Origin of the sequence: Herpetosiphon sp. NSE202, from assembly GCF_042688385.1 — a bacterium.
In the GTDB taxonomy this organism is placed as follows: domain Bacteria; phylum Chloroflexota; class Chloroflexia; order Chloroflexales; family Herpetosiphonaceae; genus Herpetosiphon.
The window spans coordinates 154688-178685 of the sequence record NZ_JBHUPY010000006.1 but is presented as its reverse complement, the minus strand read 5'-3'; the positions used below and the strand labels follow the sequence as shown (position 1 = coordinate 178685).

The 23998-nt window shown below is 50.6% G+C and carries 20 protein-coding genes and 1 pseudogene; 7 read left to right on the top strand and 14 right to left on the bottom strand.

Annotation, left to right across the window (positions count from 1 at the left end; translation table 11 throughout):
• Window positions 1-58: 58 nt before the first annotated feature.
• Window positions 59-1021, bottom strand: a complete 963-nt coding sequence (locus ACFMKP_RS08720; protein ID WP_382290977.1) for a peptidoglycan-binding protein — start codon at window positions 1019-1021, stop codon at window positions 59-61.
• Window positions 1022-1208: 187 nt separating this feature from the next.
• On the opposite strand from ACFMKP_RS08720, the gene ACFMKP_RS08715 reads away from it, so the two are divergent.
• Window positions 1209-4136: a winged helix-turn-helix domain-containing protein gene (locus tag ACFMKP_RS08715; protein WP_382290975.1), complete on the top strand. Its 2928-nt coding sequence runs from the start codon at window positions 1209-1211 to the stop codon at window positions 4134-4136.
• Between the two features lie 295 nt (window positions 4137-4431).
• Here the strand turns inward: ACFMKP_RS08715 and ACFMKP_RS08710 are convergent, their stop codons facing one another.
• The 4 genes from ACFMKP_RS08710 to ACFMKP_RS08695 all read right to left on the bottom strand — a co-directional run bounded on the left by ACFMKP_RS08710 (window position 4432) and on the right by ACFMKP_RS08695 (window position 7351).
• Window positions 4432-4893: a hypothetical protein gene (locus ACFMKP_RS08710; protein WP_382290973.1), complete on the bottom strand. Its 462-nt coding sequence runs from the start codon at window positions 4891-4893 to the stop codon at window positions 4432-4434.
• A 128-nt stretch (window positions 4894-5021) separates the two neighbouring features.
• Window positions 5022-5897: an outer membrane lipoprotein carrier protein LolA gene (locus tag ACFMKP_RS08705; RefSeq protein ID WP_382290971.1), complete on the bottom strand. Its 876-nt coding sequence runs from the start codon at window positions 5895-5897 to the stop codon at window positions 5022-5024.
• Between the two features lie 14 nt (window positions 5898-5911).
• Window positions 5912-6478: an RNA polymerase sigma factor gene (locus ACFMKP_RS08700; protein WP_382290969.1), complete on the bottom strand. Its 567-nt coding sequence runs from the start codon at window positions 6476-6478 to the stop codon at window positions 5912-5914.
• Window positions 6479-6832: 354 nt separating this feature from the next.
• The gene (locus ACFMKP_RS08695; protein WP_382290967.1) at window positions 6833-7351 is read right to left on the bottom strand and encodes a GNAT family N-acetyltransferase; all 519 of its coding nucleotides are present in this window, start codon (window positions 7349-7351) and stop codon (window positions 6833-6835) included.
• 149 nt (window positions 7352-7500) lie between these two features.
• Between ACFMKP_RS08695 and ACFMKP_RS08690 the strand changes: the two genes are divergently transcribed.
• A complete protein-coding gene (locus ACFMKP_RS08690) occupies window positions 7501-8481 on the top strand; it encodes a DUF4268 domain-containing protein (RefSeq protein WP_382290965.1) in 981 nt (326 codons plus the stop codon).
• Window positions 8482-8828: 347 nt separating this feature from the next.
• On the opposite strand, the gene ACFMKP_RS08685 is transcribed toward ACFMKP_RS08690, so the two are convergent.
• Window positions 8829-10394 (bottom strand): STAS domain-containing protein, encoded by a 1566-nt coding sequence (locus ACFMKP_RS08685; RefSeq protein WP_382290963.1) that lies wholly within the window; start codon window positions 10392-10394, stop codon window positions 8829-8831.
• A gap of 72 nt (window positions 10395-10466) precedes the next feature.
• Window positions 10467-11618: an ABC transporter substrate-binding protein gene (locus ACFMKP_RS08680; RefSeq protein WP_382290961.1), complete on the bottom strand. Its 1152-nt coding sequence runs from the start codon at window positions 11616-11618 to the stop codon at window positions 10467-10469.
• A gap of 277 nt (window positions 11619-11895) precedes the next feature.
• On the opposite strand from ACFMKP_RS08680, the gene ACFMKP_RS08675 reads away from it, so the two are divergent.
• Window positions 11896-12876, top strand: a complete 981-nt coding sequence (locus ACFMKP_RS08675) for a Gfo/Idh/MocA family protein (RefSeq protein WP_382290959.1) — start codon at window positions 11896-11898, stop codon at window positions 12874-12876.
• A gap of 67 nt (window positions 12877-12943) precedes the next feature.
• Here the strand turns inward: ACFMKP_RS08675 and trpA are convergent, their stop codons facing one another.
• Complete coding sequence (trpA, locus tag ACFMKP_RS08670) at window positions 12944-13759, bottom strand: tryptophan synthase subunit alpha (RefSeq protein ID WP_382290957.1); 816 nt, start codon at window positions 13757-13759, stop codon at window positions 12944-12946.
• A 23-nt stretch (window positions 13760-13782) separates the two neighbouring features.
• Complete coding sequence (locus ACFMKP_RS08665) at window positions 13783-15465, bottom strand: class I adenylate-forming enzyme family protein (RefSeq protein WP_382290955.1); 1683 nt, start codon at window positions 15463-15465, stop codon at window positions 13783-13785.
• Between the two features lie 122 nt (window positions 15466-15587).
• On the opposite strand from ACFMKP_RS08665, the gene ACFMKP_RS08660 reads away from it, so the two are divergent.
• Complete coding sequence (locus ACFMKP_RS08660; RefSeq protein ID WP_382290953.1) at window positions 15588-16136, top strand: hypothetical protein; 549 nt, start codon at window positions 15588-15590, stop codon at window positions 16134-16136.
• A 76-nt stretch (window positions 16137-16212) separates the two neighbouring features.
• Window positions 16213-17328, top strand: a complete 1116-nt coding sequence (locus tag ACFMKP_RS08655) for a hypothetical protein (protein ID WP_382290951.1) — start codon at window positions 16213-16215, stop codon at window positions 17326-17328.
• 27 nt (window positions 17329-17355) lie between these two features.
• On the opposite strand, the gene ACFMKP_RS08650 is transcribed toward ACFMKP_RS08655, so the two are convergent.
• Window positions 17356-17904 carry a hypothetical protein gene (locus ACFMKP_RS08650; protein WP_110514374.1) on the bottom strand — a complete coding sequence of 183 codons (549 nt, stop codon included), beginning with the start codon at window positions 17902-17904 and terminating at the stop codon, window positions 17356-17358.
• Window positions 17905-18245: 341 nt separating this feature from the next.
• Window positions 18246-18743: a pyridoxamine 5'-phosphate oxidase family protein gene (locus ACFMKP_RS08645; protein WP_110514373.1), complete on the bottom strand. Its 498-nt coding sequence runs from the start codon at window positions 18741-18743 to the stop codon at window positions 18246-18248.
• A 123-nt stretch (window positions 18744-18866) separates the two neighbouring features.
• Between ACFMKP_RS08645 and ACFMKP_RS08640 the strand changes: the two genes are divergently transcribed.
• The gene (locus ACFMKP_RS08640) at window positions 18867-19799 is read left to right on the top strand and encodes an aldo/keto reductase family protein (protein WP_382290948.1); all 933 of its coding nucleotides are present in this window, start codon (window positions 18867-18869) and stop codon (window positions 19797-19799) included.
• Between the two features lie 52 nt (window positions 19800-19851).
• Here the strand turns inward: ACFMKP_RS08640 and ACFMKP_RS08635 are convergent, their stop codons facing one another.
• The 3 genes and pseudogenes from ACFMKP_RS08635 to ACFMKP_RS08625 all read right to left on the bottom strand — a co-directional run bounded on the left by ACFMKP_RS08635 (window position 19852) and on the right by ACFMKP_RS08625 (window position 21573).
• Window positions 19852-20319 carry a hypothetical protein gene (locus ACFMKP_RS08635; protein WP_382290946.1) on the bottom strand — a complete coding sequence of 156 codons (468 nt, stop codon included), beginning with the start codon at window positions 20317-20319 and terminating at the stop codon, window positions 19852-19854.
• 217 nt (window positions 20320-20536) lie between these two features.
• Window positions 20537-20929: pseudogene (locus ACFMKP_RS08630) on the bottom strand (lectin OAA); the annotation flags it as partial.
• Between the two features lie 191 nt (window positions 20930-21120).
• Window positions 21121-21573 (bottom strand): hypothetical protein, encoded by a 453-nt coding sequence (locus tag ACFMKP_RS08625; RefSeq protein ID WP_382290944.1) that lies wholly within the window; start codon window positions 21571-21573, stop codon window positions 21121-21123.
• A gap of 406 nt (window positions 21574-21979) precedes the next feature.
• Here ACFMKP_RS08625 and ACFMKP_RS08620 point away from each other — a divergent pair, with 406 nt between their 5' ends.
• Entirely contained in the window at window positions 21980-23965 is a 1986-nt protein-coding gene (locus ACFMKP_RS08620) for a reprolysin-like metallopeptidase (RefSeq protein ID WP_382290943.1), read from the top strand.
• Window positions 23966-23998 lie beyond the last annotated feature (33 nt).

The following is a 23998-nucleotide window of genomic DNA, read 5'->3' as shown; positions in this document are numbered from 1 at the left end:
CCTTTGTTCAAAAAACAAGCCCCACGTTAGACAACGTGAGGCTTGCAGGCAAGGTCGATTATGGGCGCGGCCAAGCGCAGTGAATGTGGGTGCTGTGGCCGGAATCGCCGGGGCCGAGCACTTCGGTTGCGCCGAGGTTTGCGCATTTGTTGCGGAATGATTGTTGGTTGGGGTGTGATGCGCTAACGTGTGAGCCGTTGATGACGTTGACATCGACAGCAACGCCAGCATAGTGACGTGAGGTTGCGCTGTGCGAGCCGCCAGCAATTTCGCTGACCGAGTAGCTCCACGATTGTGAGAGGGTGATCATGCCGTTCAAGAGTGAGGTAGCGAGGTAGACCGAGCCACCTGGAGCATTGCCATAGCTGCTGCGGCGAGCTGCGCCACCATTAGCAGTATCAACAATGTTTTGGCGGGCGGTTGCGCTATCGGAAACGCCTGAGGTGTGGATGGTTGCCAAAGCGATGCGGCTGCTATCGCGGATGGTGCGAGCCAAATCGGCGCGGGTTGAGCCACCGCCACCGCTGGCATTGCCAGTCAAGGCAGCCCAGGTATCAGCACCAACGATGCCATCTGCGCCTAAGCCTTTGCTTGATTGGAAGCTCTTGACTGCCGACAAGGTGCCAGCGCCAAAATCGCCATCAACCGTCAATGAGTGGCCGTGTTTGCGCAATTGGCGTTGCAAAGCATTAACAACGATATTGTTATCGCCTGAGCGCACAACAACCACCAATTGTTCCCAGGTGTTTGGGCCAACCACGCCATCAGCGCTCAAGCCTTTGCTCGATTGAAAGCTCTTGACTGCCGACAAGGTGCCTGGGCCGAAATCGCCATCGACCGTCAAGCTATAGCCACGTTGCTTCAACATTGCTTGCACAGTGTAGACGTTATCGCCAGTGTTGCCATTGCTGACGGTTGCCCATGTGCGAGCTGCTACGCCGCGTGCCAAGGGGCCGAAACTTGCAAACGCCACTAAGGCTATAGTTAGGCCGCTGAACCAAAATGCCCATCGCTTGTGCATAATCGCTATCCTTCCTTGTGAATGACACCAAAAAAGATCGGGAATGGGACTGTTGCATGATTGTCGAAAAGCGCTTTTCGTAGGTATACTATATACAACGCTTCTTAAAAAATTCTAAAAAACTTGGTATATTTCTAAAAAACATCTTAAGAAGCCTTCAAGGAGCAACGAGCCACTAGGAGGTTCCATGACGCAACAGCCTACGATCTTAGTGATTCAGCCAGATCGCGCCTTGCAAGCCTTGATTGTGCGGGTATTAAAAACCGCTAGTTTTCAGGTTGTGCGCAGCACCAGCATTCACGAGGCTCAAGCTTTAGTCGAGCAAGAAGCCTTCGATCTGGTGGTGATCGATCAGTGGATGCCCGACCACGATGCGTTAGAATTTTGCCGTAGTTTGCGTGAGCATTCGAGCGTGCCATTGCTGATGGTTGGGGCCAGCAGCGATGCCTATATGCGCGGGATTGCGCTCGATCAAGGCATTGATGATTATGTCATTACGCCGTTTCACGAAAGCGAATTTTTGGCCCGCGTGCGCGCATTATTGCGCCGCAGCCAACAAACAACCTTGCAACAACAGCCCAACTATACCGAATGCGGCTCGTTGCTGATCAATTGGCAGGATCAGCAGGTGCGCAAACATGGCGAGCTGGTGCATCTGACCAAAACCGAATGGGCCTTGCTCAAATTATTTATTCAATATCATGGTCAAGTATTGACCCACCGCATGCTGTTGCAACAGGTTTGGGGCAAAAGCTATAGCGAAGATCGCGCCTATTTGCACGCCTATATGCGACGCTTGCGAGCCAAGCTCGAAGACGACCCAACCAAGCCGCAGTTAATTCACTCCGAATCGGGAATTGGCTATCGCTTTGCGCGCATCGAAGCCCCTAGTTATGCGCCAGTAGCCAATCCATTGAGCCTTGCCCATTTACGCTTGCCCTATCCCATTGCCGCCCTAATTGGCCGCCAGCATGAGTTAACCACGCTCCAAGCATTGTTGGCCAAACCAGAGGCACGGCTGATCACGATTACGGGCATGGGCGGTTCAGGCAAGACGAGCCTTGCTAGCTATATCGCCCAAACCATGCACCAAACGCAACAAATTCCAGTAGTTTTTGTGGCGCTCGATACGGTTAATGACCCGAGTTTGGTGGCGGCAACCCTTGCCCGTGCCGCCGGCTTACGCGACCATGGCGATGATGAGTCGCTTGAACGCTTGCAAGATTGGGTTGGCAACCAAACCATGCTGCTCATTTTAGATAATTTTGAGCAAGTGCTGGCCGCAGCGCCGCAAGTTAGCCAATTGCTCCAGCATTGCCCAAATTTAAAAATTGTGGTTACTAGCCGCATTGTGTTGGGCATTTATGGCGAATATGAGTTTGTGTTGCCGCCGCTGGGCTTGCCCGATTTACAACAAAGCCCTGAATTCGAGCAAATTGCAGCTAGCCCCGCAATTCAACTCTTTGTCCAGCGTGCGCAAGCGGTTGATAGCCAGTTTCGCTTAAACGCTGAAAACGCTGCCATCGTAGCCGAAATTTGTGTGCGGCTCGATGGTTTGGCCTTGGCAATTGAGTTGGCGGCGGTGCATAGCAAATTCTATCCACCGCAGGTGATGCTGCAACGGCTCAATCAGCGGCTTGATTTTCTCCAGCACAACAGCCCTGATCGCACGCCACGCCAACATTCCTTGCGCGGTGCAATCGATTGGAGCTACGAACTGCTTGGCAGCTACGAGCAAACCATTTTCCAAGGCATTGGCTTGTTTGCTGGCAGTTTTACCCGCGATGCGGCCCAAGCCTTGTGGCCCAACGATGAGCCAAGCAGGATCGAACGCGGCTTGCACCACTTGGTTAATGCCAGTTTGTTGCAACGCGAAACCAGCAGCGATGGCCTAAGCTGGTTTGCCATGCTCGACACAATTCGCGAATATAGCCTAAGCAAATTGCCCAAAGGCGAGGCTCATTGGCTACAACAACAATTACTCGATTATTATGTTGAGTTGATGCAACAAGCAGAGCAAGCCTTCTTGGTCAGCAACCACACCGGCTGGATCAAACGGCTTGAACGCGAATTGCCCACGATTCGCAGCATTCTCGCATGGGGCATTCAGCAAGATAATGCCTTGGCGGTCTGGCAATTAGGCGCGAGCTTTTGGCGCTTTTGGCACGAGCAAGGCCAGATCAGCGAAGGCCGCGAGTGGCTGGCCAAAATCCAACAGCTGCAACCAACCAGCATTCCGCTGGCAATTCGCGATAAAGTGCGCCTTGGCGCTGGCGTACTGGCATTTATCCAAGATGATTATGCGGCGGCCAATCGGGCATTTGGCGAAGTGCTGGTTGAGCCACGCAGAGAACATCAACCAAAGGCAATTGCCCACGCCTTGACCAACATTGGCATGGTGGCCTATTGGCAAGGCCGCTACGTCGAGGCAATTCAGGCCTTGCAAGAAAGCTTGCCTTTGCTCAAAATGCTTGATGATCGCTATGGCTTAGCCAGCAGTTTGCGCCATTTGGGCATGAGCCAACTGGTGCAACATGGCTCGCGCAGCGCTTTGGCCTTGTTGGCCGAAAGCCTCAGCTTTTATCAAGAGCTTGGCAGCAAAAGCGGCATTGGCACAGCAATGAGCTTCTATGGCCGAGCGCTCTTGATCTATGGCGACGATCATGAAGCCCAGCAATGGCTCGAACAGAGCATCGCCATGCTTGAGCCGTTGGGCAACTGGCCAGCAGTTGCGCGAAGCCAAACCTTTCTCGCGCGGGTTGCCTTAGCCCAAAAACGCTATGCTGATGCTCAACAGCTGTTGCATGAAAGCCTTGCCACGCTCTATCGCGTTGGCGACCGCGAAGGTGTGGCGGCTTCAATCGAAGGCTTGGCGGTTTGGAGTGCGCTCAACCAGCAGTCAGAGCGTGCCCAAGCGCTTTGGGCTGGCGCTCACTGGCTCCGCGAACTACTCGGTGCGCCAATTCCACCAGCCGATCATCAAGCCTTACGCCGGATGTTGCCGCAACAGTTTAGTTTTGTTCAGCAAGCACAAGCACCGAAATCGTTGCGTCACTTGGTTGGTTGCGCCTTGGCCGCCGATTGCAACTCGTTGGGCTGCGATGAGCATGGGTAGCATAGAGCATAGAGCATAGAGCATAGAACATAGATTATTTTTGATCCACGAAGCGCACGAAGAGCACGAAGCGGATGAGACTCTGGGCTTTTGGCTCTTGGCTAGCGGAACAATTGGTGGGTTATGCAACAGTGGTTGGAACTGTACGGAACTGATCCCCAGTCCCTGCCGTCGACCCCTCGCGCAAAACCCCTGCGTTTCCCTCCGGCGGAGGGACGGAAGGGTGGCGAAATCCAATGAGATCAATAATTTCCACGTTTAGGAGAAAAGCCTAGATTCGGCAACCAATAGCATATTAACCATAACGTTGATCGCGAATCGTAGCCGGTAATGGATCAAATATTTTTATTCGTGAATCATTCAGATCGAAATAATAATCAAGGTCGTCAATCTGCCATGATTCATCAGGAAATAAAACCTGCCAAACACGCTGCAAAAAAGCTTGAAGATCACGCGGTTGTTTATAAATGCCATATGGTTGTGACCACTCATGCTCAAGATCGGATTCTATATCAGCATCGTACACATTTAAACAATAACGTAACGATTCTTTAAATTTATACTGAAATCGAATATCGATCGGATAGTAGGATGTTGTAAAATGTGGTGCTATAAATGCTCGAATATAACGTTCTTGATTAAGCGGATCATCCATATACAGTGATTGCGGCAAATTCGACTTGTTTGCTTCTGCATTACCTGCTTGCAGATAAGAATAAATCCAATGGCGATTAACAATAATTCGTTTAAAACGCATGATTGGCTTCTCCCATATAATATTCACTTAACAAGTATATCAATTACTGAGTTCATTCAACAACAATCTACAGATTAAACCAAAAAAACCAGCGATCAACACGTGATCGCTGGCATGTTATTCAAGGCTTATTGGCTAACTTCGATTGGAGCACCTGCTGGTGGAGCGAAGAAATCGGCTGGGTAATCAGCATTAACTTCGAATTCCGTATAGGCTGATTCAACGAACATATCGCCATTCGATTCGTAATACTCCGACTTCAGCACCACAAACAACTCATCGTCGATCCAGAATTTGAGTCGGCTGTTGGCTTGGTCGCTACTGCCACCCAGCACACATTCGATTACCAAGGCATCGCGACCTAAGAAGCTTTCTTGGCCAACAGTTGAAAGTTGGTCGCCTGGTTGGGCGCACAAACCGTCGCTATTGCCATTCGAGTCGAGCGAAGCGGTTGGGTTTGGAATCACATACAATGCGCCATCCAATTCGCTTGAACTGAACTGGGAAACGCTGCCATCAACTGTATTAGGCTGGCCCGCTGGCGAGATCCAAGCCCAGGCATCAGCGCCGTTCATAATTTGGGTTTCGTATTGCTCAGCGCGGGTTTCGCTGCCTGGCCAAACAATTTCTTTGCGTAATTTATTTGGTTGCTGGACCCAAATTTTTTCGCTGACCACGCTGCCAGTTGCTGGCACGTGGGTTTCGAGCACGCCGTGCAGCGAATCGATACCAGTCAAGCCAAAAGCAGTGACTTGTTCGGCGCGGCGCAAGGCTTCTTTGGCACTAACTTGGCTGACTTGGCTTGGCAGCAAGCCAAAGCCAACTGCGGCCAACGCAACCCCAGTCGCGGCCATCATTGCTGGGCGCAACCAGCCCGTGCGGCGGGTTTGTGGCTTGAGGCTAGCTTGTTGTTGCAATGGTTTGAGCATGTTAAGTGAACCTTCGGGAACTTCGTGTTCTGCTACGTTAGTAAGCGCTTTTGAGATGGTATTATCGTTATGCATTACAGACTCCTCGACTACACAGATTCATTAATAATTGGGGCTAAGAGCCGACGCAGGCGTTCGCGAGCGCCCAACAGGCGTTGTTTGATCGCGCCTGGGCTGGTTGCTGCATCGTGAGCCATTTCGGCTTCGCTCATGCCAAGGTAATAGCGTTGCACAATTGCCGCACGCTGCAACGGCGTTAGTTGATTCAAGGCCTGCACGACGGTTTCGCGCATGGCATCTTGTTCTAGCAAGGCCTCTGGTTGCGGCTCATTGCTCATCAATTCTTCAAACATTGCCAAACCAGCAGCATTCGATTGATCAAGTGAGGGGTGGCGTTCGCGGCGTTGGGCATCTTTCAAGGCATCATTCAACACAATTTTCATAAACCACGGCCCAAAGGCCCGTTGGCTATCAAATTGTTGGATGCGCTGTACAACCCGCAGAAAGGCCGATTGAACAATATCTTCGGCGGCAGACCGATCGCGGACAACCAAGATCGCTGCTCGCACCGCCTGATATTGATAGTGGTGAACCAAGGGGGCTAGCCCAGCAATATCACCTTGTTTGAGTCGAGCTATAGCCTCGTGATCGTGCATATCCTTCCTTTCAGCCTAAGATTGAGCGCGCTCTCACTCTCTATATCCACGTGCAGACTAAAAAGTTAGGTCATCGTTTCGAGAACATAGAACAAAGAGCAGAGAACATAGGGGTCAGGGATCGGGGGTTGGGGATCGGAGTTTTTGGCTGTAGGAATATAATTCGTGGATTAGTTTTTTAACGCAGAGGCGCAGAGCAATGAAGGCTATTGACTATAGGACTTAGGAATTTGTAACGCTTAAAATCGTTCCGCCAGCCCATAGCCAAAAGCCTAATGCCATATTGGCCTTCGCGCTCTTCGCGTGCTTCGTGGTTTCGTTCTTCGTGCCCTTCGTGCGCTTCGTAGATCAATCCTAGCTTTTTTCGATTGAATAAAGCATCGCTGGCGTGCCATCGAGCACAATTTCGCGCTCTAGCTGCATGCCCATTTTTTCAGCAACCCTCATCGAAGCAACATTTTCGGGAATTGGCAAACAAATGAGGCGATTAAAATTCAACACATCAAAGCCATAAGCCACAATTGCCTGCGCAGCCTCGCTGGCCAAGCCTTGGCCCCAGTAGGCTTGATCGAGCAAATAGGCCACTTCAACTTCTTGGCGCTCATCGATGACCCACGGCAATAAGCCACAACGCCCAATAAATGCTCCCGTCGGTTTATAAATCGTCGCCCATAAACCATAGCCATATTCGCCATAATACACCTTGATAATCCAATCAAGTTCAGCTTTGGTTTCCTCGCGATCCAACACGCCCTCGGGAAAATGCTCGCGAATAACCGGATCACGGTAAAGCCGAAATAAAGCATCAAGATCGGCATTCGTTAGTTTGCGTAACATCAGACGTTCGGTTTCAAGAATAATCTGATTAGCCATAAGTGCTCCTTAAACTGTTTACTGGATGCTAGCAGTTTGGGTTGAATTACAAATCAATCGCTTGATTGAGCGTAAAATCAGCCCTGCGCCCTTCATGCTATAATCGGTAGCAGTTTTGCAGCCCAACGGTGTAGTGAGGAATTACGGCGATGAATCAGCTTGGTCGGCTTAAACGGGTTCCGATTCACGATGCTTGGCGACAAGCAGCCAGCCATTTTACCCATTGGCTCACTCAAGCCGAAAATATCGCCCAATTAAACACCGCCACCAACCTCGAATTGCGTTTTGAGGCGCTCAACAAAGGCACTGGCAATTTGCGCCAAAGCCTTGTCTGCTACGATCAACGCACCGAAACCAAAGTCTTGATCGAAAATCAATTAGCTGGCAGTGATCACGCTCATCTTGGCCAATTGCTCACCACCGCCAGCAGCGTTAAAGCGACGATTTTAATTTGGATTGCTGAGCATTTTACGCCTGAGCATCGCGCCACCATCGAATGGCTCAATCAACAAACCCTGCCGCATCTCTTATTTTTTGCAATTGAGCTGGAATTATGGCAAATTGATGATTCGCCGTTTGCCCCGCATTTCAAGCTAATTTGCAAGCCAAATGATTGGGAATTGGCGATTACTAACGAGCCAAGTTTGCCAGCCGCTCCGCCAACAGCAAATCCCAGCAAAAACATCTATTTAGGCTATTGGATGCGCTTTAATGCAATGCTGCGCGAGCGCAATAGCCACCTTGGAGCCAAAAAACCGCATGCCGAGCCAAGCACCAGTTTTGCCTTGGGCCGAGCCGATTGCAGCTTGCAAGCGAGCTTAAATGCCCGCGATAATTGGCTTGGAGTAGCGGTGATGTTGAGTGGAATTTCCGCCAAATTGCGCTTTCGCTGGCTGCGCCAACAACGAGTAGCGATTGAGCAACAATTGGGCGTTGGCCTCGAATGGCGCGAAAATCCCTTAACCAAGGAATATCAAATTTGGCTGGTTCGGCGCAACGCCAATTTGCACGATCATCAGCATTGGGCCGACCATCATGTTTGGATGATCGACACGCTCGAACGTTTTTACCGCGTGTTTACCCCGTTACTCAAGCAATTGTATATTCGCAACGAGCCAGAACAAAATTAAGATCCCCTCACCCCAACCCCTCTCCCGTGGCGCGGGCGAGGGGCTTTAATTCATGGTTCTTGCACAATTCGGCGGTAAAAATGGGTGCTCGCCCGCATCCAGTCGGAAAGGTGCTTAATCTGATGGTTTTCGCATGATCGCCAGATGCTCCCCCTCGCCCGCATCCAGTGGGAGAGGGGGTTGGGGGGTGAGGGAACAGCCCCTTATTGGTGGTGAAAACTGGTGCACCCCCTCGCCTGCGTCCAGTCGGAAAGGTGCTTAATCTGATGGTGTTCGCATGATTGCCAGATGCTCCCCCTCGCCCGCATCCAGTGGGAGAGGGGGTTGGGGGGTGAGGGAACAGCCTTTTAACGTCTGCGAGGTTGCAAATATTCGGTGGCGCGGCTGAAGGCTTGGGCCAAGGTTGCTGCCGTATCAATCACCGCCAGATCTAAGTGCAAATTAACCAAGGTTTCTGCCATGTCAGGCCGAATTCCAGCCAAAATCACCCGTGCACCAAGCAATTGGGCGGCATGCGAGGCATTGATCAAGGCGCGGGCAACCGCTGCATCGACCACAGGCACGCCAGTAATATCCATAATTACAACTTTGGCTTGTTGCTGCTCAATCGCTTTAAGCAAGGTGGCATTAATATCGCCAGCGCGATTGGCGCTAAACTCGCCAACCAACGGCATAACCAAAATCTGCTTGGTGATTGGGATGGTTGGCATGCTCAAGCGCCTCACGGTTTCGAGTAGGCGTTCTTGCTCCACATTTTGGGCCTGCACCTCGGCCAAGGCATGGTGTAACTCGCCAGTTCGCGTCACGACCAAGCCTTCTAGCTCCTCGTTCAGCTTCGAAAGCTTGGTTTGCGAGGCATTCAAGCCCACAACCATCGTATTGAAGACATCGCCAAGGCTGGCCAATTCATCGCGAGTTTTGAGGTGCACCGGCGTATAGGCATTGGGATCGTTGGTAAAGCGCGTGACGCTAGCATACAGTTCTTGAACTGGTAAGGCGATCCGCCGCCCAACATACCAGCCAATCCCTGCCACCAATGGCAAGGCAATCCCAATCACGATGGAGAGGCTCAACGCCAAGGTTTGGACGTTACTATAGATTACGTCAAGTGGACGCTCGACAATCAACAGCCAATCGGTGGGATCAAGCGCGGTGCGTACGCCCAGCACTTCTTCGCCAAATGGGCTAGTGTAGGTTTCAATCGGATTGCCATTTTTCAGCAACGGCAAATTAGCCAGATCTTGGTATTCGATCAGCGATTGCGTATTGGCGGCGCTGAGTAATTGGCCTTGCTGATTGACCACCAACACCCGCATCTGAGCCGCCGATTCGATCCGCGAAGTCGTTTCCCAAATCCGATCCATACTAATATCGGCCACCAAGATCAATTCGCCATTCGCACGGCCCAAAACAGGCAAGGCCATGCGAAAACGTGGAACTTCACTTGGCGCAAGCGGCAAAGAAACTACCTGTAATGGCTCGGGATTTTGAATTGCAACTTGGCGATTTTGCAGCATCTGCAATAACGGCGAACCAGCCAAGCTTTCGGGCAGATGCACGCCGCGCAAACGGGCGGCCACAGCAATCCGTTCGCCAGTAACCCGATATAGGCCAACCTCGGAGAAACTTGAGCCAAACAGCACTTGCGAGCCTAATTGCAAATCGCTCAGCTGGCTGGGATTGCCATTATTGCCAATCGTATTGCTGGCGTTGCGCAATTCATCCATACTATTGAGGATAAAGCGCCGATAATCTTCAGCTGCAAGGTTGGTCAGCGCAACTTGTTGATTTTGGGCTGAATTCTGTTGCGCACGATAACTAATTGTCAAGGCAATTGCCCAGACCGCTAGTAGCGGCAACAGCGCCGCAAGCAAAACTATTAATGTAACTCTTTGGCGAACCCGTGCCCGCATATCAATGATCCTATCTTTGCTGAAACGTTGCTTTGCGACGTTGAATCAAATCTGGTGGCTCAAACAGCCTGCTTAGCGCAGCTGGCTTGGGTCAAGTTTATCGAGAAAAATAAAATCTCCGCGCTCAATCTGCACAAACAAGACAGTTTTGTTGACTTCGCGCTCCGGCGTAAAGGCAATAACTCCGGTCACGCCTTCAAAGGTTTGGGTTGCAGCCAAGGTATCGCGAATTGTGCTCGAACTGCTATTTGGGCTACGTTTGAAGGCATCGATCAATAAATTGGTTGCATCGTAGGTCGACGAAGCCACCACATCAGGGTCGATATTGTAGGCGTTGCGAAATTCACGAATAAAATTTTGCACCATTGCCCGTGGATCGTTACGTGAAAAATCGGTTGCCAAGATCACGCCTTCAACATCGCTGCCGCCGAGTTTGACCAACGAAGGCGAATCCAAGCCATCGGAGCCAATAATTGGCAATGTAATGCCTGCTTGGCGCACTTGTTTAATAATATCAGCACTTTGCGCATAATAACCAATTAATACCAAGGCATCTGCTGGTTTGGCCTTAATGGTGGCAATCTGGCTACTAAAATCGCTCATATCGCTGGCATATTCGTTGGTGCTGACAATTGTTGATTGATTGGCGATTGCGGTTTTGGTAAAGGCTTCGGTAATGCTGCGCCCATAATCATTATTGATATTCAACACATGGAAATTGCGATAATTGAGCTTGGTTGTCGCATAATGAGCAAGCGCTTGGCCTTGCACCGTCGAAACATAAATCACCCGAAAAATCATCGGGCCAGTTTTGGTTACGTCGGGATGGGTTGCATAAGCCGCGAGCATTGGAATGCCGGCCTGCTGAAAGATGGGGGCTGCTGCGCGGGTTGTGCTGCTGTAGGAGCCGCCAATCACCGCCCGCACCTTATCCTCAGTTACCAGTTTTTGGGCCATGGTAATCGCTTGATTTGGCTCAAGCTGATCGTCGTAGGCTACCAATTCAAAGGTTTTGCCGGGCACAGTTTGGTTGGCGTTCGCTTGATCAATCGCCAGCTTAGACGCATGCATTGCATTATTCCCATCGCTCGCACTCGCACCACTTAATGGCCCGAAAAAGCCAATTTTAATCGTCTCTGATTGGGGCTGAGAAGCACTTCCACAGGCACTAACCAAGGCCAAGCCGATGAAGACAAGTATTCCCAAGCTGGCTCGTTTGAGCATGGTCAATCCTCCTGTATGGGATAGCACATGGCTTAGTAGGCTCCTAACGATGAGCAATGGTGGTTAAATCACGCTGCCGCATGGCTAGTCTAGCACACAAGCAAGCGCATGAGCAGTTGAGATTTAGAGGGAATTTTTGGCCGATCGCCAACCCTCTAGGCTATGCGCATGCTAGGAGTATTGGCTCATTGCCCAACTCAATCCAAGCATTCTCTTATCAGCAAGCCCTAATTACGTGGTAGCATGAGACCGGATTCATCAACTGATGGAGAACATCATGCAACAACTCAAATGGGGTTTGCTCGGAACGGGCTGGATCGCTGAACAATTTGCCAATGCTTTGGCCGATTTGCCCGGTGCTCAACGCTGGAGCGTGCTTTCGCGCAATCAAACCTCAGCTGAAACTTTCGCCCAAACCCATCAATTTGCCCATGCTCATAGCGATATTGAAACATTTTTGGCTGATCCAGAGCTGGATGTGGTGGTGATCGGCTCACCGCATCCACGCCACGCAGAACAAACTATCGCCTGTTTGAATGCTGGCAAACATGTGTTATGCGAAAAACCAATGGGCATCAACAGCCAACAAGTTGAGGCGATGATTGATGCGGCCAAAGCCAACCAGCGCTTTTTGATGGAAGCAATGTGGATGTGGTTTCACCCGAGCACGCTCAAAGCCAAAGCATTAATTGAAGAAGGCGCAATTGGCACGCCGCATCTGTTCCATGCCGATTTTAGCGTCCACTTCCCATTTGATCCGACCCATCGCATGTACGACCCTGCGCTTGGCGGCGGAGCTTTACTTGATATTGGGATTTACCCCTTGGCCTTGGCCTTGTATCTGTTTGGTGCACCAAGTAGTGTCTATGGCCAAGCCCAAATCGGCAAAACCGGAGTTGATGAGCAAGAAAGCATTATTTTGCAATATGCCGATGGTCGCCATGCCAATTGTGTCGCAAGCGTGCGCGCTGCGGGGCCATGTGAAGCCACAATCACCGGCAGCAACGGCTATATTCGCTTTCAACGCAATTTTTGGCACTCGCAACAATTGCTGGTCGCAAGCAACGGCCAAACTGAAACTCTCGATTTGCCCTTCATCGGCAATGGCTATGTCACCGAAGTTGCCCACGTGGCCGAATGTATTCAAGCAGGCTTGATCGAAAGCCCAATCGTCACTTGGGAAGCCTCGCGCAGCCTGATTAACACCATGGATCAATTGCGCCAAAGCTGGGGTATTCAGTATCCCGATGAGCGTTAATTAAGTACTTGGGGAGCAGAAACCCGCGCCTTTTCAACAGGCGCGGGTTTGTTGTGAGGGAAATTAATTATTGTTGATAGCCATTTGCTTGGTCAGCAGCATCACGCAACTGTTGCACAAACTGTTGCGCGCCAGCCGCCTGTTGGTCGCTTGGCAAACTACCAATATAATCGAGCAAAGCGCTGGCGCAAATCGCACCTTCGGCCATGGTGGCAACCGATGCAACATGCTCAGGCTTGGAAATTCCAAAACCCACCGCGCGCGGCAATTGGCTGTGTTGGCGTACTCGCGCCAAGAAATCGCCCAAATCATCGGCCAAGGCAGCGCGTGCGCCAGTTACCCCGCGCAAGGCCACGCAATAGATAAAGCCCGATGACAAACCAGCAACTTTGGCAATCCGCGCATCGGTTGAGGTTGGAGCCAAGAGAAAGACCAAATCGAGTTCATGAGCTTTGGTGGCCGCATGAAACTCTTGGGCTTCTTCTGGAGGCAAATCGGGCACAATAAAGCCATCGGCTCCTGCTGCTTTGGCCGCTGCCACAAATCGCTCAACGCCATATTGAAACATGGGGTTGAAATAACCCATCAGCAAGAGCGGAATGCTCAGCCCTGCGGCCCGCAACTGGCGCACGGTTTCCAAGCAAAATTCAAGATCAACGCCATTGGCCAGTGCAATATCAGTTGTGCGTTGAATCGTCGCGCCATCGGCCAATGGGTCGGAAAACGGCATGCCTAGTTCCAGCATATCCGCGCCGCCAGCCACCAAGGCTTGGGCTAAACTCAGGGCAGAATCGCGCTCAGGGTAGCCAATTGTCAAAAACGGCATCAGGGCTGTCCGACCTTGGCTGGCCAAGCGTTCAAAGGTTTGGGCAATTCGGCTCATAGCATCCTCAACTACAACAGCCACTACTCACGAAACTGGCTGTCATTCCATTCGGCAAAGAGTTCTTGCAAACGCAAGCGCTGATATTTGCCCGTTGCGGTGACCGGAATTTCGTTGCCAAATACCACAACTTTGGGGCATTTCGCAAAGGGCATCTGGGCACGACAATGGGCTAGAATTGCGGCGGCATTGAGTTGCACACCTTCTTCGGCCACAATATAAGCGCCAACTTCCTCGCCATACCAATTATTTGGGAAGGCAATTGCCAAGGCTGTGCGCACGCCAGGCATGGCCAGTAGCACTTCCTCAATTTCAAACGGGCTATATTTGACCCCGCCACGATTAATGAGCTCTTTCAGGCGGCCTGTGATAAACAAAAATTGGCGGCCTTGGGCATCCCATTGATAAAACCCTTCGTCACCAGAGCGAAACCAACCATACTTAAAGGCTTCTGCATTCGCATCAGGTCGGTTGAAATAGCTCATCATCACGTTATGGCCACGAATCACAATCTCGCCGCGCTCGCCCTCGGACAAGGCATGGCCTTGCGGATCGTGGATCGCCATTTCATTCGGCCAGATTGCCACCCCAATGCTGGGATAGCCAAAATCTTCCATCCAATGGCGATATTCTGCATCGCTCAGGTTGGTTGGCAAGAAACATGAATAACAGGTGGTTTCTGAAAGCCCATAGCCATGCAGCACACGCACGCCAAATTGGTCATAAAAGCGTTTGGCCAAAGCAACAGGCAATGTGCCAGCCCCACAAATTAAATAGCGCAAATGGCTGCGCTCAAATTGACTATGCTCTGGCTTGGCTTCGCACAAATATTGCAAAATCGTTGGCACAACCGAGACAATCTGCACCCGCTCGTTGGCGATGCGCTGCCAAAATGTGCCCGCGCTAAACGCCCGATTGAGCACCACCGAGGCTTGGGCCAACAATGGCGTAACCAAAGTCACCACAATCCCATTGACATGATGAATTGGCAAAATTGCCATCAAGCGGCTATCAACATCGATACCATGCCAGCGCATAATCCCGGTGCAATCGGCCAGCAAATTATAGTGGCTCAGTTGCACACCTTTGGGCGCGCCAGTCGTGCCCGATGTATAGACCAACAGCGCTTCATCAGCGAGGCTGGGAGCTTGGCTTGGCTCAAACGTCGCTGCTTGGGCTGCCAAGGCTTGCTCAAAATCAGCATCCAAAGCCACAACATGGGCAACGCCAGTAGCATGGCTGCTAATCGTTGTCGCTCGTTCGAGATATTCGGGCCGCGCCAGCACCACGCGCACCGCCGCATTACTCAAAATAAAGCCAATCCGCTGGTCATCTTCGCCGACATTTTGCGGCGCAATCGTCGCCCCAATCAGCCAGCATGCTGCATAAATTGCCACCGTATCAGGGTGATTATAGGCCAAGGTGGCAACCCGCTCGCCGTGGCGCACGCCATACACTGTCGTCAGCAAATTCGCAATCCGTGCCGCGCGCGCGAACAAATCGGCATAACTCCAACGAATTTCTTCGCCTGCATGATCGTTGAAATAGGCCAAAAACTCGCGTTGAGCATCGCTGGCAGCGCGAGCCTGCAACAGCTCAGCCAGCGAATGCCATGGAGTTTGAACCGTCGAGGCAGGAATTCCCGTGTAGGTATGGGCAGCATTCAACAACTGCATTGTCGTTGGATCAAGCTCAGGGTGCGTCATTGCACAAATACTCCTTAACTGAGAGCACACAGCGAACAGCCTCACCATTATATACGATGCTTGTGGTCGAGAATTAAGTTAATATAGTGTGTCACAATTCATACAATCCAAGGAAGCGAGTGATGACAGAGCAACAACCAATGGCCGCTGCGCCAATCAAATATCGCGACGATGGCGAGGTCGACTGGGCTAATATGTGGGAAAGCTTTTGTGGTTTGGCACTTGAAGGCGGGCCGCCCCATCGCGGCGATGATGCAGCCATTCCAATTCAGATTAATGCTAATTCGCAGCATCCCAACTATATGCAGGTCTATGCGGAGCTATGTCGCGGCATTTACGAGGTTAGCGGCCTCAGTGCCCATATTAGCGAAGCCGCCGAATGGCTGGCGATTGAATGCCCGATTGTTGGCCAAGCCCAATGGCTGGCAGGCGCAATTAATCAAGAGCATGTGGCGGCTCAAGCCAATGGCCAGCAACTATGGGTCCCAATTCATCAAGATTTTACCCTCAAAAGCGAAATCAAAAGCGTGATTACGGTTGTGGCCAAAACCACCCACTACTGGACAGAGCATCTGCCACCGTCGGTTAAACAGAGTTTTGCCATCCAAGCCCAATTCAGCAACGTCGGCCAAAAGCTCAAACGCCTATTTGGCCGGAAAAAATTAGTTTAATTAAGGAAAGCTACTCAATCCCCATTGCGTCTTTATGGCATCGAAAGAGTTAAGTTCGTTCGTCAGGAGGATTTCAATGGGGATTAACGATCAGGCTGAAGATACGATCAATCATCCAAATTCACGGCGCTCGTTTTTACGCAATAGTGGTTTGGCAGCATTAGCAACCGCTGGCGCAATTAGCGCGTTCGATCACGCTGCTGCCAGCACTAAGCCCGCAATTGATGAAAACCAACTTGCTGCTGGCGGCGAAATTCCTGATAGCGCCCAATATGCTCGCCGCGCTTTTCGCTCATTGACCTTATTGGCAATAAGTGCAGTCAGTAGTGACCAAACATTTGCCAAAAAAGTCTACGATTTTGCGCTTGCAGACCTTGACAAGAATGTGACTGGTTTATCGAATGCCAGCGATTCGGTCAACAGCCTGAGCTACACACCCAACCCCGACGACGATTACGAACCCCGCCCATGGTGGTGGCCACGCCCATGGTGGCGGCTCAAAGACCAACTGTTTACGCCAATCGAGCGTATTCCTGCTGGTGGGTTGATTGTTTTAGATTTGCATCGTAGCCTTGATGCCTTCAACATTGCCTTCCAATATGGCGATCAAGCTTTGCAAGCAGAAAATCTGCGCTTGGCCCGCAGCGAAATTCGCAGCCATTTTGTGGCACTGAAACGGGCAAATAGCTTTGCAGCATGGGAGCCAGGCGACGATCTTTGCCCGCCATGGTGGCCGTTCCCATGGCCGCCAAAACGCCAACCAGACATTTCAACACCGCAACCATTGCTTGAGCTTGGCAATCTAGTCAAAGGCTTAATCAATTATGGGCTTGGCAAAAGCATGAGCAATACGACGCTTGGCCTCGCTCGTAGCAGATCGATTATTCTCCAAGTTATGGGTAGTGCCCGCAAAATGACCAGTTATAGTGGCAATTTGGTTGGTTGGGTAGATGGCGATGACATTTGCCCACGCTGGCCATTCCCATGGCCAGGCCCATGGTCACTCAAACAATTACTTGATCAATACAACCCTAAACCGCAACCAGATCCATGGCAGCCAGTTGCCAGCGAAGTGCTGCGTGCCAGCACCATCTTTGCGATTGCCAGCAGTCTGAGAGACCGAGTGATTGCCCAAGGCTTACGCGACACAGCAATTGGGCACATTCAGGCGCAAGTTGGCAAATTAACCTAATTGTTGGATTGAAGCAGTGCAGCCGAGCTACGCAACCCGTTTGCTCGGCTGCAAACGATTAAGCGGCCAAATCTCTAGCTCGTCTAGCTCGCGCAGCAAGCGTTGAGTTGGCACAAAACGCCCAACCGCTTGAATCGAGGCTGGTTGGTCGGGCAGTTGGTGTTTAACCTCGTGAGCTGGCAAATGCTGGCTGTGTTGGTTGAACCATGGCCGCAGCTGCGCCACAGGCAATACATAAACCTTGCTGGTCGCAACCACATAGCTATACCAATATTCAGCCGCCGTGATTTGCAAACGGCTGGCAGGGTCGGGGTCGGCTTGCCAGGTGGGAATAAACAACTGTTGATCGTTGCCATATTCATCGTAGTAGAAGGCAATCCGAATATTACGCTTGGAGCATGGTGGGATGCGCACTTTCCAAACAATATTGACAGCTAATTGTTGATAGAGCGGCACATGGGCAACATCATTCACTTCTAAGGTATCGCTAAAACTGCGCAAATGCTTCATGAGCAGACGCTTAACTTCACGGCTTTGTTGGTCGCGCAGCGAGGGTATTTGCAGAATTGTTGCCATTAGAATGCCTCATTTCGTAGTTGCTTCAGTCACCCATTTTGACTATACCAGAACAAATTTTCTATGTCAAGCACACATGTCAAGTTAAGTATTTTAGCACTATTGTTTTTCATATGGTTCTTCTACATTCTCCACCCTTCCGTCCCTCCGCTGGAGGGAAACGCCGGGGGTTTCATCCCCCAGCACCCCCTAATATTTGCGTCGTGGATTGTTCAGGCTGGTTCAGCTACTCAACCATTGTGCATTTGTCGCATTCAATTCACGAACATAAATAAAATCAGCATAAAAAAGGCCAGTTGCATTATGCAACTGACCTAAATCTATCGATGAAACGCTATTATTTAGAGGCTAACCTTGCCATGATCGCCAACATCTGGGCGTTCGCCCGTGACGAGCGCCGTCAAAAAGCCTTTGACTTGGACAAAGGTGCTGTTGGGGGTATCCCAATATTCAACGATGCTTGGCTCGACCTTAATCAAGATAATGTTGGGGTCGTTTTCATCTTTGAACCAGGCCTTAGCCAATGGTGTCCATAACTCTTTGATTTTGGCGCGATCATCGACCAACTGAGCTTTGCCACTAACCGAGACATAGCGCGAGTCATCGACATTAACAAAAGCAACATTAACTTGTTTATCATTGCTCAATTCATCGATCTTGCCACTATCGCGGCTGGTCATAAACCACAAATCGCCGTCAAATTCTTTTTCTTGTACCACCATTGGGCGGCTGTGCAATGAATCATTTTGGGCAACCGTGGTTAACATAGCAATCTTAAAGCCTTTAAGTTGTTCGGCAACTTTGGCGATATTTTGTTGAACTGGGGTTTGCTCTGCCATTGAAGTATCCTCCAAACTAGAATTTCTACTAGCTCATCAAGGCAAGAGCTATGCCAAGAGCCAGCATAAATCCGTGGTATGATCAGATTGTAATTTCAGCATATCTTCACTTAGGAGGCTTCTGTGGAATATCGACGGCTAGGCAAAGCAGGCATGCGGGTTAGCGCCGTATCGTTGGGCGCATGGTTGACCTACGGCGGGAGTGTCGAAAGCGATATGGCCGCCCAATGTTTGCGGGCAGCAATCGACAATGGCATTAACTTTATCGATGTTGCCGATGCATATGCCTACGGTGAAGCTGAAAGAGTCGTTGGTGCAGTTATTCGCGATTACAAACGCGCGGATTTGGTGCTTTCTTCCAAGCTTTTTTGGCCCATGAGCAGCAATGTCAACGATCAAGGGCTTAGTCGCAAGCACATTATGGAATCAATCGATAAATCGCTCCGCCATTTTGGCACCGATTATTTGGATATTTATTTCTGCCATCGCTTCGACCCCAACACGCCACTCGAAGAAACTGTGCGTGCAATGAGCGATTTGGTGCAAGCTGGCAAGGTGCTCTATTGGGGCACAAGCGTTTGGGAAGCAGATCAAATTGAGCAAGCGGTCAGCATCGCCAAGCAATATAATGGCTACTTACCCCAAGTTGAGCAACCCCGCTACAATATGCTCGATCGCCATATTGAGCCAGCAATCATCCCAACCTGCGAGCAACACGGCCTTGGCTTAACCGTTTGGAGTCCGCTTGCTCAAGGGTTATTAACTGGCAAATATAATGCTGGCGTACCCGAGGGCAGCCGTGGCGCAACCACCAAATGGCTTGATCGCGAACTCAACGATAGCAATTTGCAAAAAATTCGCCAATTGACGGCGATTGCCGAAGAGCTTGAGCTGACCACCAGCCAATTGGCCTTGGCGTGGGTCTTGCGCTTGCCGCAAATTAGCTCAGTCATCACTGGCGCAACCAAGCCCGAGCATGTGCTCGATAACATCAAGGCTGGCGAAGTCCAATTAAGCGCCGATGTTCAAGCCCAAATCGAAGCAATTCTGGCCTAAAATACACCGTGCGCCACCAACAAAACTGTTGGTGGCGCACCAGCAAATACGCTTATTGCATCGTCCAAGTACCACTGCCGCCAGTAACTGAGGCTGCCACGGCCAAAGCTGCCCCCGTAAAGTTGCCAAGGTAGTCGTTGCCACGCCAGAATTGAATCGTTACTGCGCCGCCAACCCCAGAAACAACCGTCACTTGGAAGCTGCAATCGCCAACTAATTGGTTGATAGGAACCCCAATATAGCCGCCAGCACTGGTGCCACCACCAAGCCCAATGCCCCACATCGTGCCATAAAAGCGAATTTTTTGGTTATTATCAAAGGTCAAAATACATTCGCATGTACCATAAATGAAAGCAGTGGCAAATGTAGCAGTCCCAGTTGCGGTCGAGGTTGCTGCTGCGGTTAATTGATTTGGTGCATTTTTATCAGCATCAGGAAATGCTTGCTTGAGTGATTCAACCGTAGCATCGTATTGGGCTTGTGCAATTGAATTATAATCAATTTGTTGTTCAGTCGCCATTATTTATTCCTTTACTACACAAATTCTACAGTCAATTGAATCGATTCATACTTAAAACGTTCAAGCAACAGAAATCCTGAATTATTTCAAAGGATTTATAAAGATTGAATTACTAGCGCCAATCATAAAGCATTACAAGTATTGTAGATAATATTTATTGCTAAAATAAAAAACCAGCCATGATCAGCTGATCATGGCTGGGGCAAAAAATTAAGCGTTATTGGAGTTTGCCACGAAAACCAATTGGGCCTTCGCCAGCATAAACCATCGTTCCATCTAGGGTTTGGCCGCCATCTTGTGAATTAACATCAAGATTAATCGGATTCTGGTTATCACGGCCACCGATTACCCACGTTCCACCTGGATGCCATGGGGCATCATCGCCGCCCCATTGATTTTCAACAGCATAGTTGTTGGTACTGGTACGATTTGCGCGGAAGCCAATCGGGCCTTCATTGTTATAGGTCATGGTTCCAGTAAATGTTTGGCCATTATCAGCCGAGGAAATATTGATTGCTACAACATGTTGGTTATCGCGTGCGCCCAACACCCATGTTCCACCTGGATGCCATGGGGCATCATCGCCGCCCCATTGATTTTCAACCCAATATGCGCTCATTCGGTTGGCCTCCTAAACTAAACCGTTGTACCAAGAGAACCCAGCTCGCACCACCATAAACCATCGCAGGCAAAAGAGAAGCTATGATCAAGGGTTATTTGGTTGATTGCTGGCTCTGCATGTTAAACGCTGCTCAGCAAACAATCCTGAATAGTGTTAAGCCCCAATTTTTGATCAATTGCTCACGCTAAAAACCAAAGAAATCCCGTAACCGTGAGCGGCAACCCAAGCGCCAGCAGCAAATTAATGCTCAATCGGCGCACGCGCCCTTCGGCAACCCGCCATTCAACCAAGACACTGCGCAAGATTAGCCCAATGCCATTGCCCAACAAGACCCAATCGCCAAGCAACCATAAGTCATCGATTGCCAATAAGATGAAACCTACGCCATAAATAAAGCCAAGCAGTCCTAAACCCCAATAATGCTGCCTTTTTTCTGGCTGATGGAATAACCCCATAATCTTCCAGCTAATCACAGCCCCAATAATTGGCCAAAAATACAGAATCAGCAAAAGAGCTGTAAAACACGCCGCTAAAAAGGCAGCCCCAACCGCTAAAAATGATGAGCCAACGGCGAGCACGAGAATCGCAAAGCCCAAAACCGCCAACCATAAAAGAACGCGCTGAAACCACATACACTAAAACCTCACTATGCAATCGGTTGAATCAACCAGAGCATAGCCGCAGCGCGTTACACCGTTGTTACAAGGGTTTAGCTGTAATGGTCATGAGGTTAACCACCGCCTGAGCCCCTCACCCCAACCCCTCTCCCACGGAGCGGGCGAGGGGCTTTAACGCCGTGGTTCTTGCGCAATACGTCGGTAAAAACCCGTGCTCCCCCTCGCCCGCGTTTTCGTGGGAGAGGGGGTTGGGGGGTGAGGGAACATGATTGCCAATCCAATGAACCAATACATTTAACTTCTATCAATCCTTGCAAAAAATACGTTTTCTTTCATGTATCCATGTACAGGTAGCACGATTAATTAAATATTTTTAATGTATAATAGATAGGTATCCACTTCTACCTCTAGGAGGTTTGGCATGCCCGGAAAACGTTCATCGTTGGTGATCGTTGCAGCCTTGGTGGTTGCATTGCTGAGTAGCTTTGCTGCCGCCACCCTCGTCACTCCTACCGCCGCTTCGTCCGATGGCTTTTGGCAAGATGTGCAAGAAAGTCGGCTGGTGCAAAAAGGCGCGCGCCAAATTGTACCAACCATCTATCGCACTGTCGGTCTCGATTTGGATGGCTTGAGCCAATATTTGGCCAAAGCTCCATTAGAGCAAGACCAATTTGTGGCAAACTCGTTGTATACGCTGCAATTGCCTATGCCCGATGGCAAATTTGAGCAATTCCGCATCGTCGAATCGCCAATTATGCATCCCGATCTTGCGGCGAAGTTTCCCGAAATTCGCACCTACCTGATCGTTGGGGTGGATACACCGAATCTTAGCGGACGCTTGGATCTGACTCCAGCAGGCTTCCATGGCTTGATCTTGGGCGATCAAGGCCGAATTTTCATCGATCCCTACAGCGCTGGCGATACTAAGAATTATATTGTGTACGATAGCCGGAATTTTGTGCCAAGCAGCGAGAAACTGGCCGAACGCCAAGTCGAAGATTATGTGATCGATCTGCCCTTGACCAACGATGGCTTGGCAGCACCAAAAGCTGTTGGCGATAAATTGCGCACCTATCGCTTGGCCATGGCCGCAACTGGCGAATATACCGCCTTCCATGGCGGCACGGTCAGTGGCGCATTGGCAGCAATTACCACCAGCGTCAACCGCGTCAATGCCGTCTACGAGCGCGAAGTTGCTGTGCGCATGGTGTTGGTTGCCAACAACAGCAGCATTATTTACACCAACGCCAGCACCGACCCTTACACCAACAATAATGGTGTAACGATGCTTGGCCAAAACCAAACTAATATCAAAAACGTGATTGGTAACACCAATTATGATATTGGCCACGTGTTTAGCACTGGCGGCGGTGGCGTTGCCTCGTTAGGTTCCGTCTGTTCGACCAACTACAAAGCTCAAGGCGTGACCGGCTCATCGGCTCCGGTTGGCGATCCATTTGATATTGATTATGTGGCCCACGAAATTGGCCACCAATTTGGCGGCAACCACACCTTCAACGGCACAACTGGCAGTTGTGGTGGCGGCAATCGCGCCAGCAGCGCCGCCTACGAGCCAGGCAGCGGCTCGACGATTATGGCCTATGCTGGCATTTGTGGCGCTGAAAACCTGCAATCCAACAGCGATCCCTACTTCCATTCGAAGAGTTTAAACGAAATTACGACCTTTATTACCACTGGCGGCGGTTCAAGCTGTGGCACGGCAACCAACACTGGCAACACGGCTCCGGTCGCCAATGCTGGCGCAGATTACACGATTCCACGTAGCACGCCATTTGAATTAACTGGCACTGGCAGCGATGCCAACGGCGATAGCCTGACCTACAACTGGGAACAATATAATTTGGGCACGGCTGCGCCACCAAATACCGACAACGGCAGCCGCCCTATCTTCCGTAGCTTCAACCCAACCAGCAATCCAAAGCGCTCGTTCCCCAAATTGAGCGATATTCTGAACAACGTCAGCACGATTGGCGAATCATTGCCAACTACCAATCGCACCTTGGCCTTCCGCCTGATTGTGCGTGATAATCGAGCTGGCGGCGGCAGCTATGCAATTGATACCGCCAATGTGATGGTCAATAGTGCAGCTGGGCCGTTTACGGTAACCGCGCCCAACACGGCAGTTACCTGGACGCGCAACAGCAGCCGCACAATTACCTGGAACGTCGCCAACACCACTGCTGCTCCTGTTAGCTGCGCCAATGTCGAGATTTTATTCTCCAGCAACGGCGGCAGCAGCTTTACGAGCTTGCTTGCTTCGACCCCAAATGATGGCAGCCAAGCAGTAACAATACCAAATACGGCAACCACCCAAGCGCGAATCAAAGTACGCTGCGCCAACAACGTGTTCTTTGATCTTTCAAACGTCAACTTTACCGTGAACTAAGCACACAGCTGCTAAAATACAACAAACAACAGG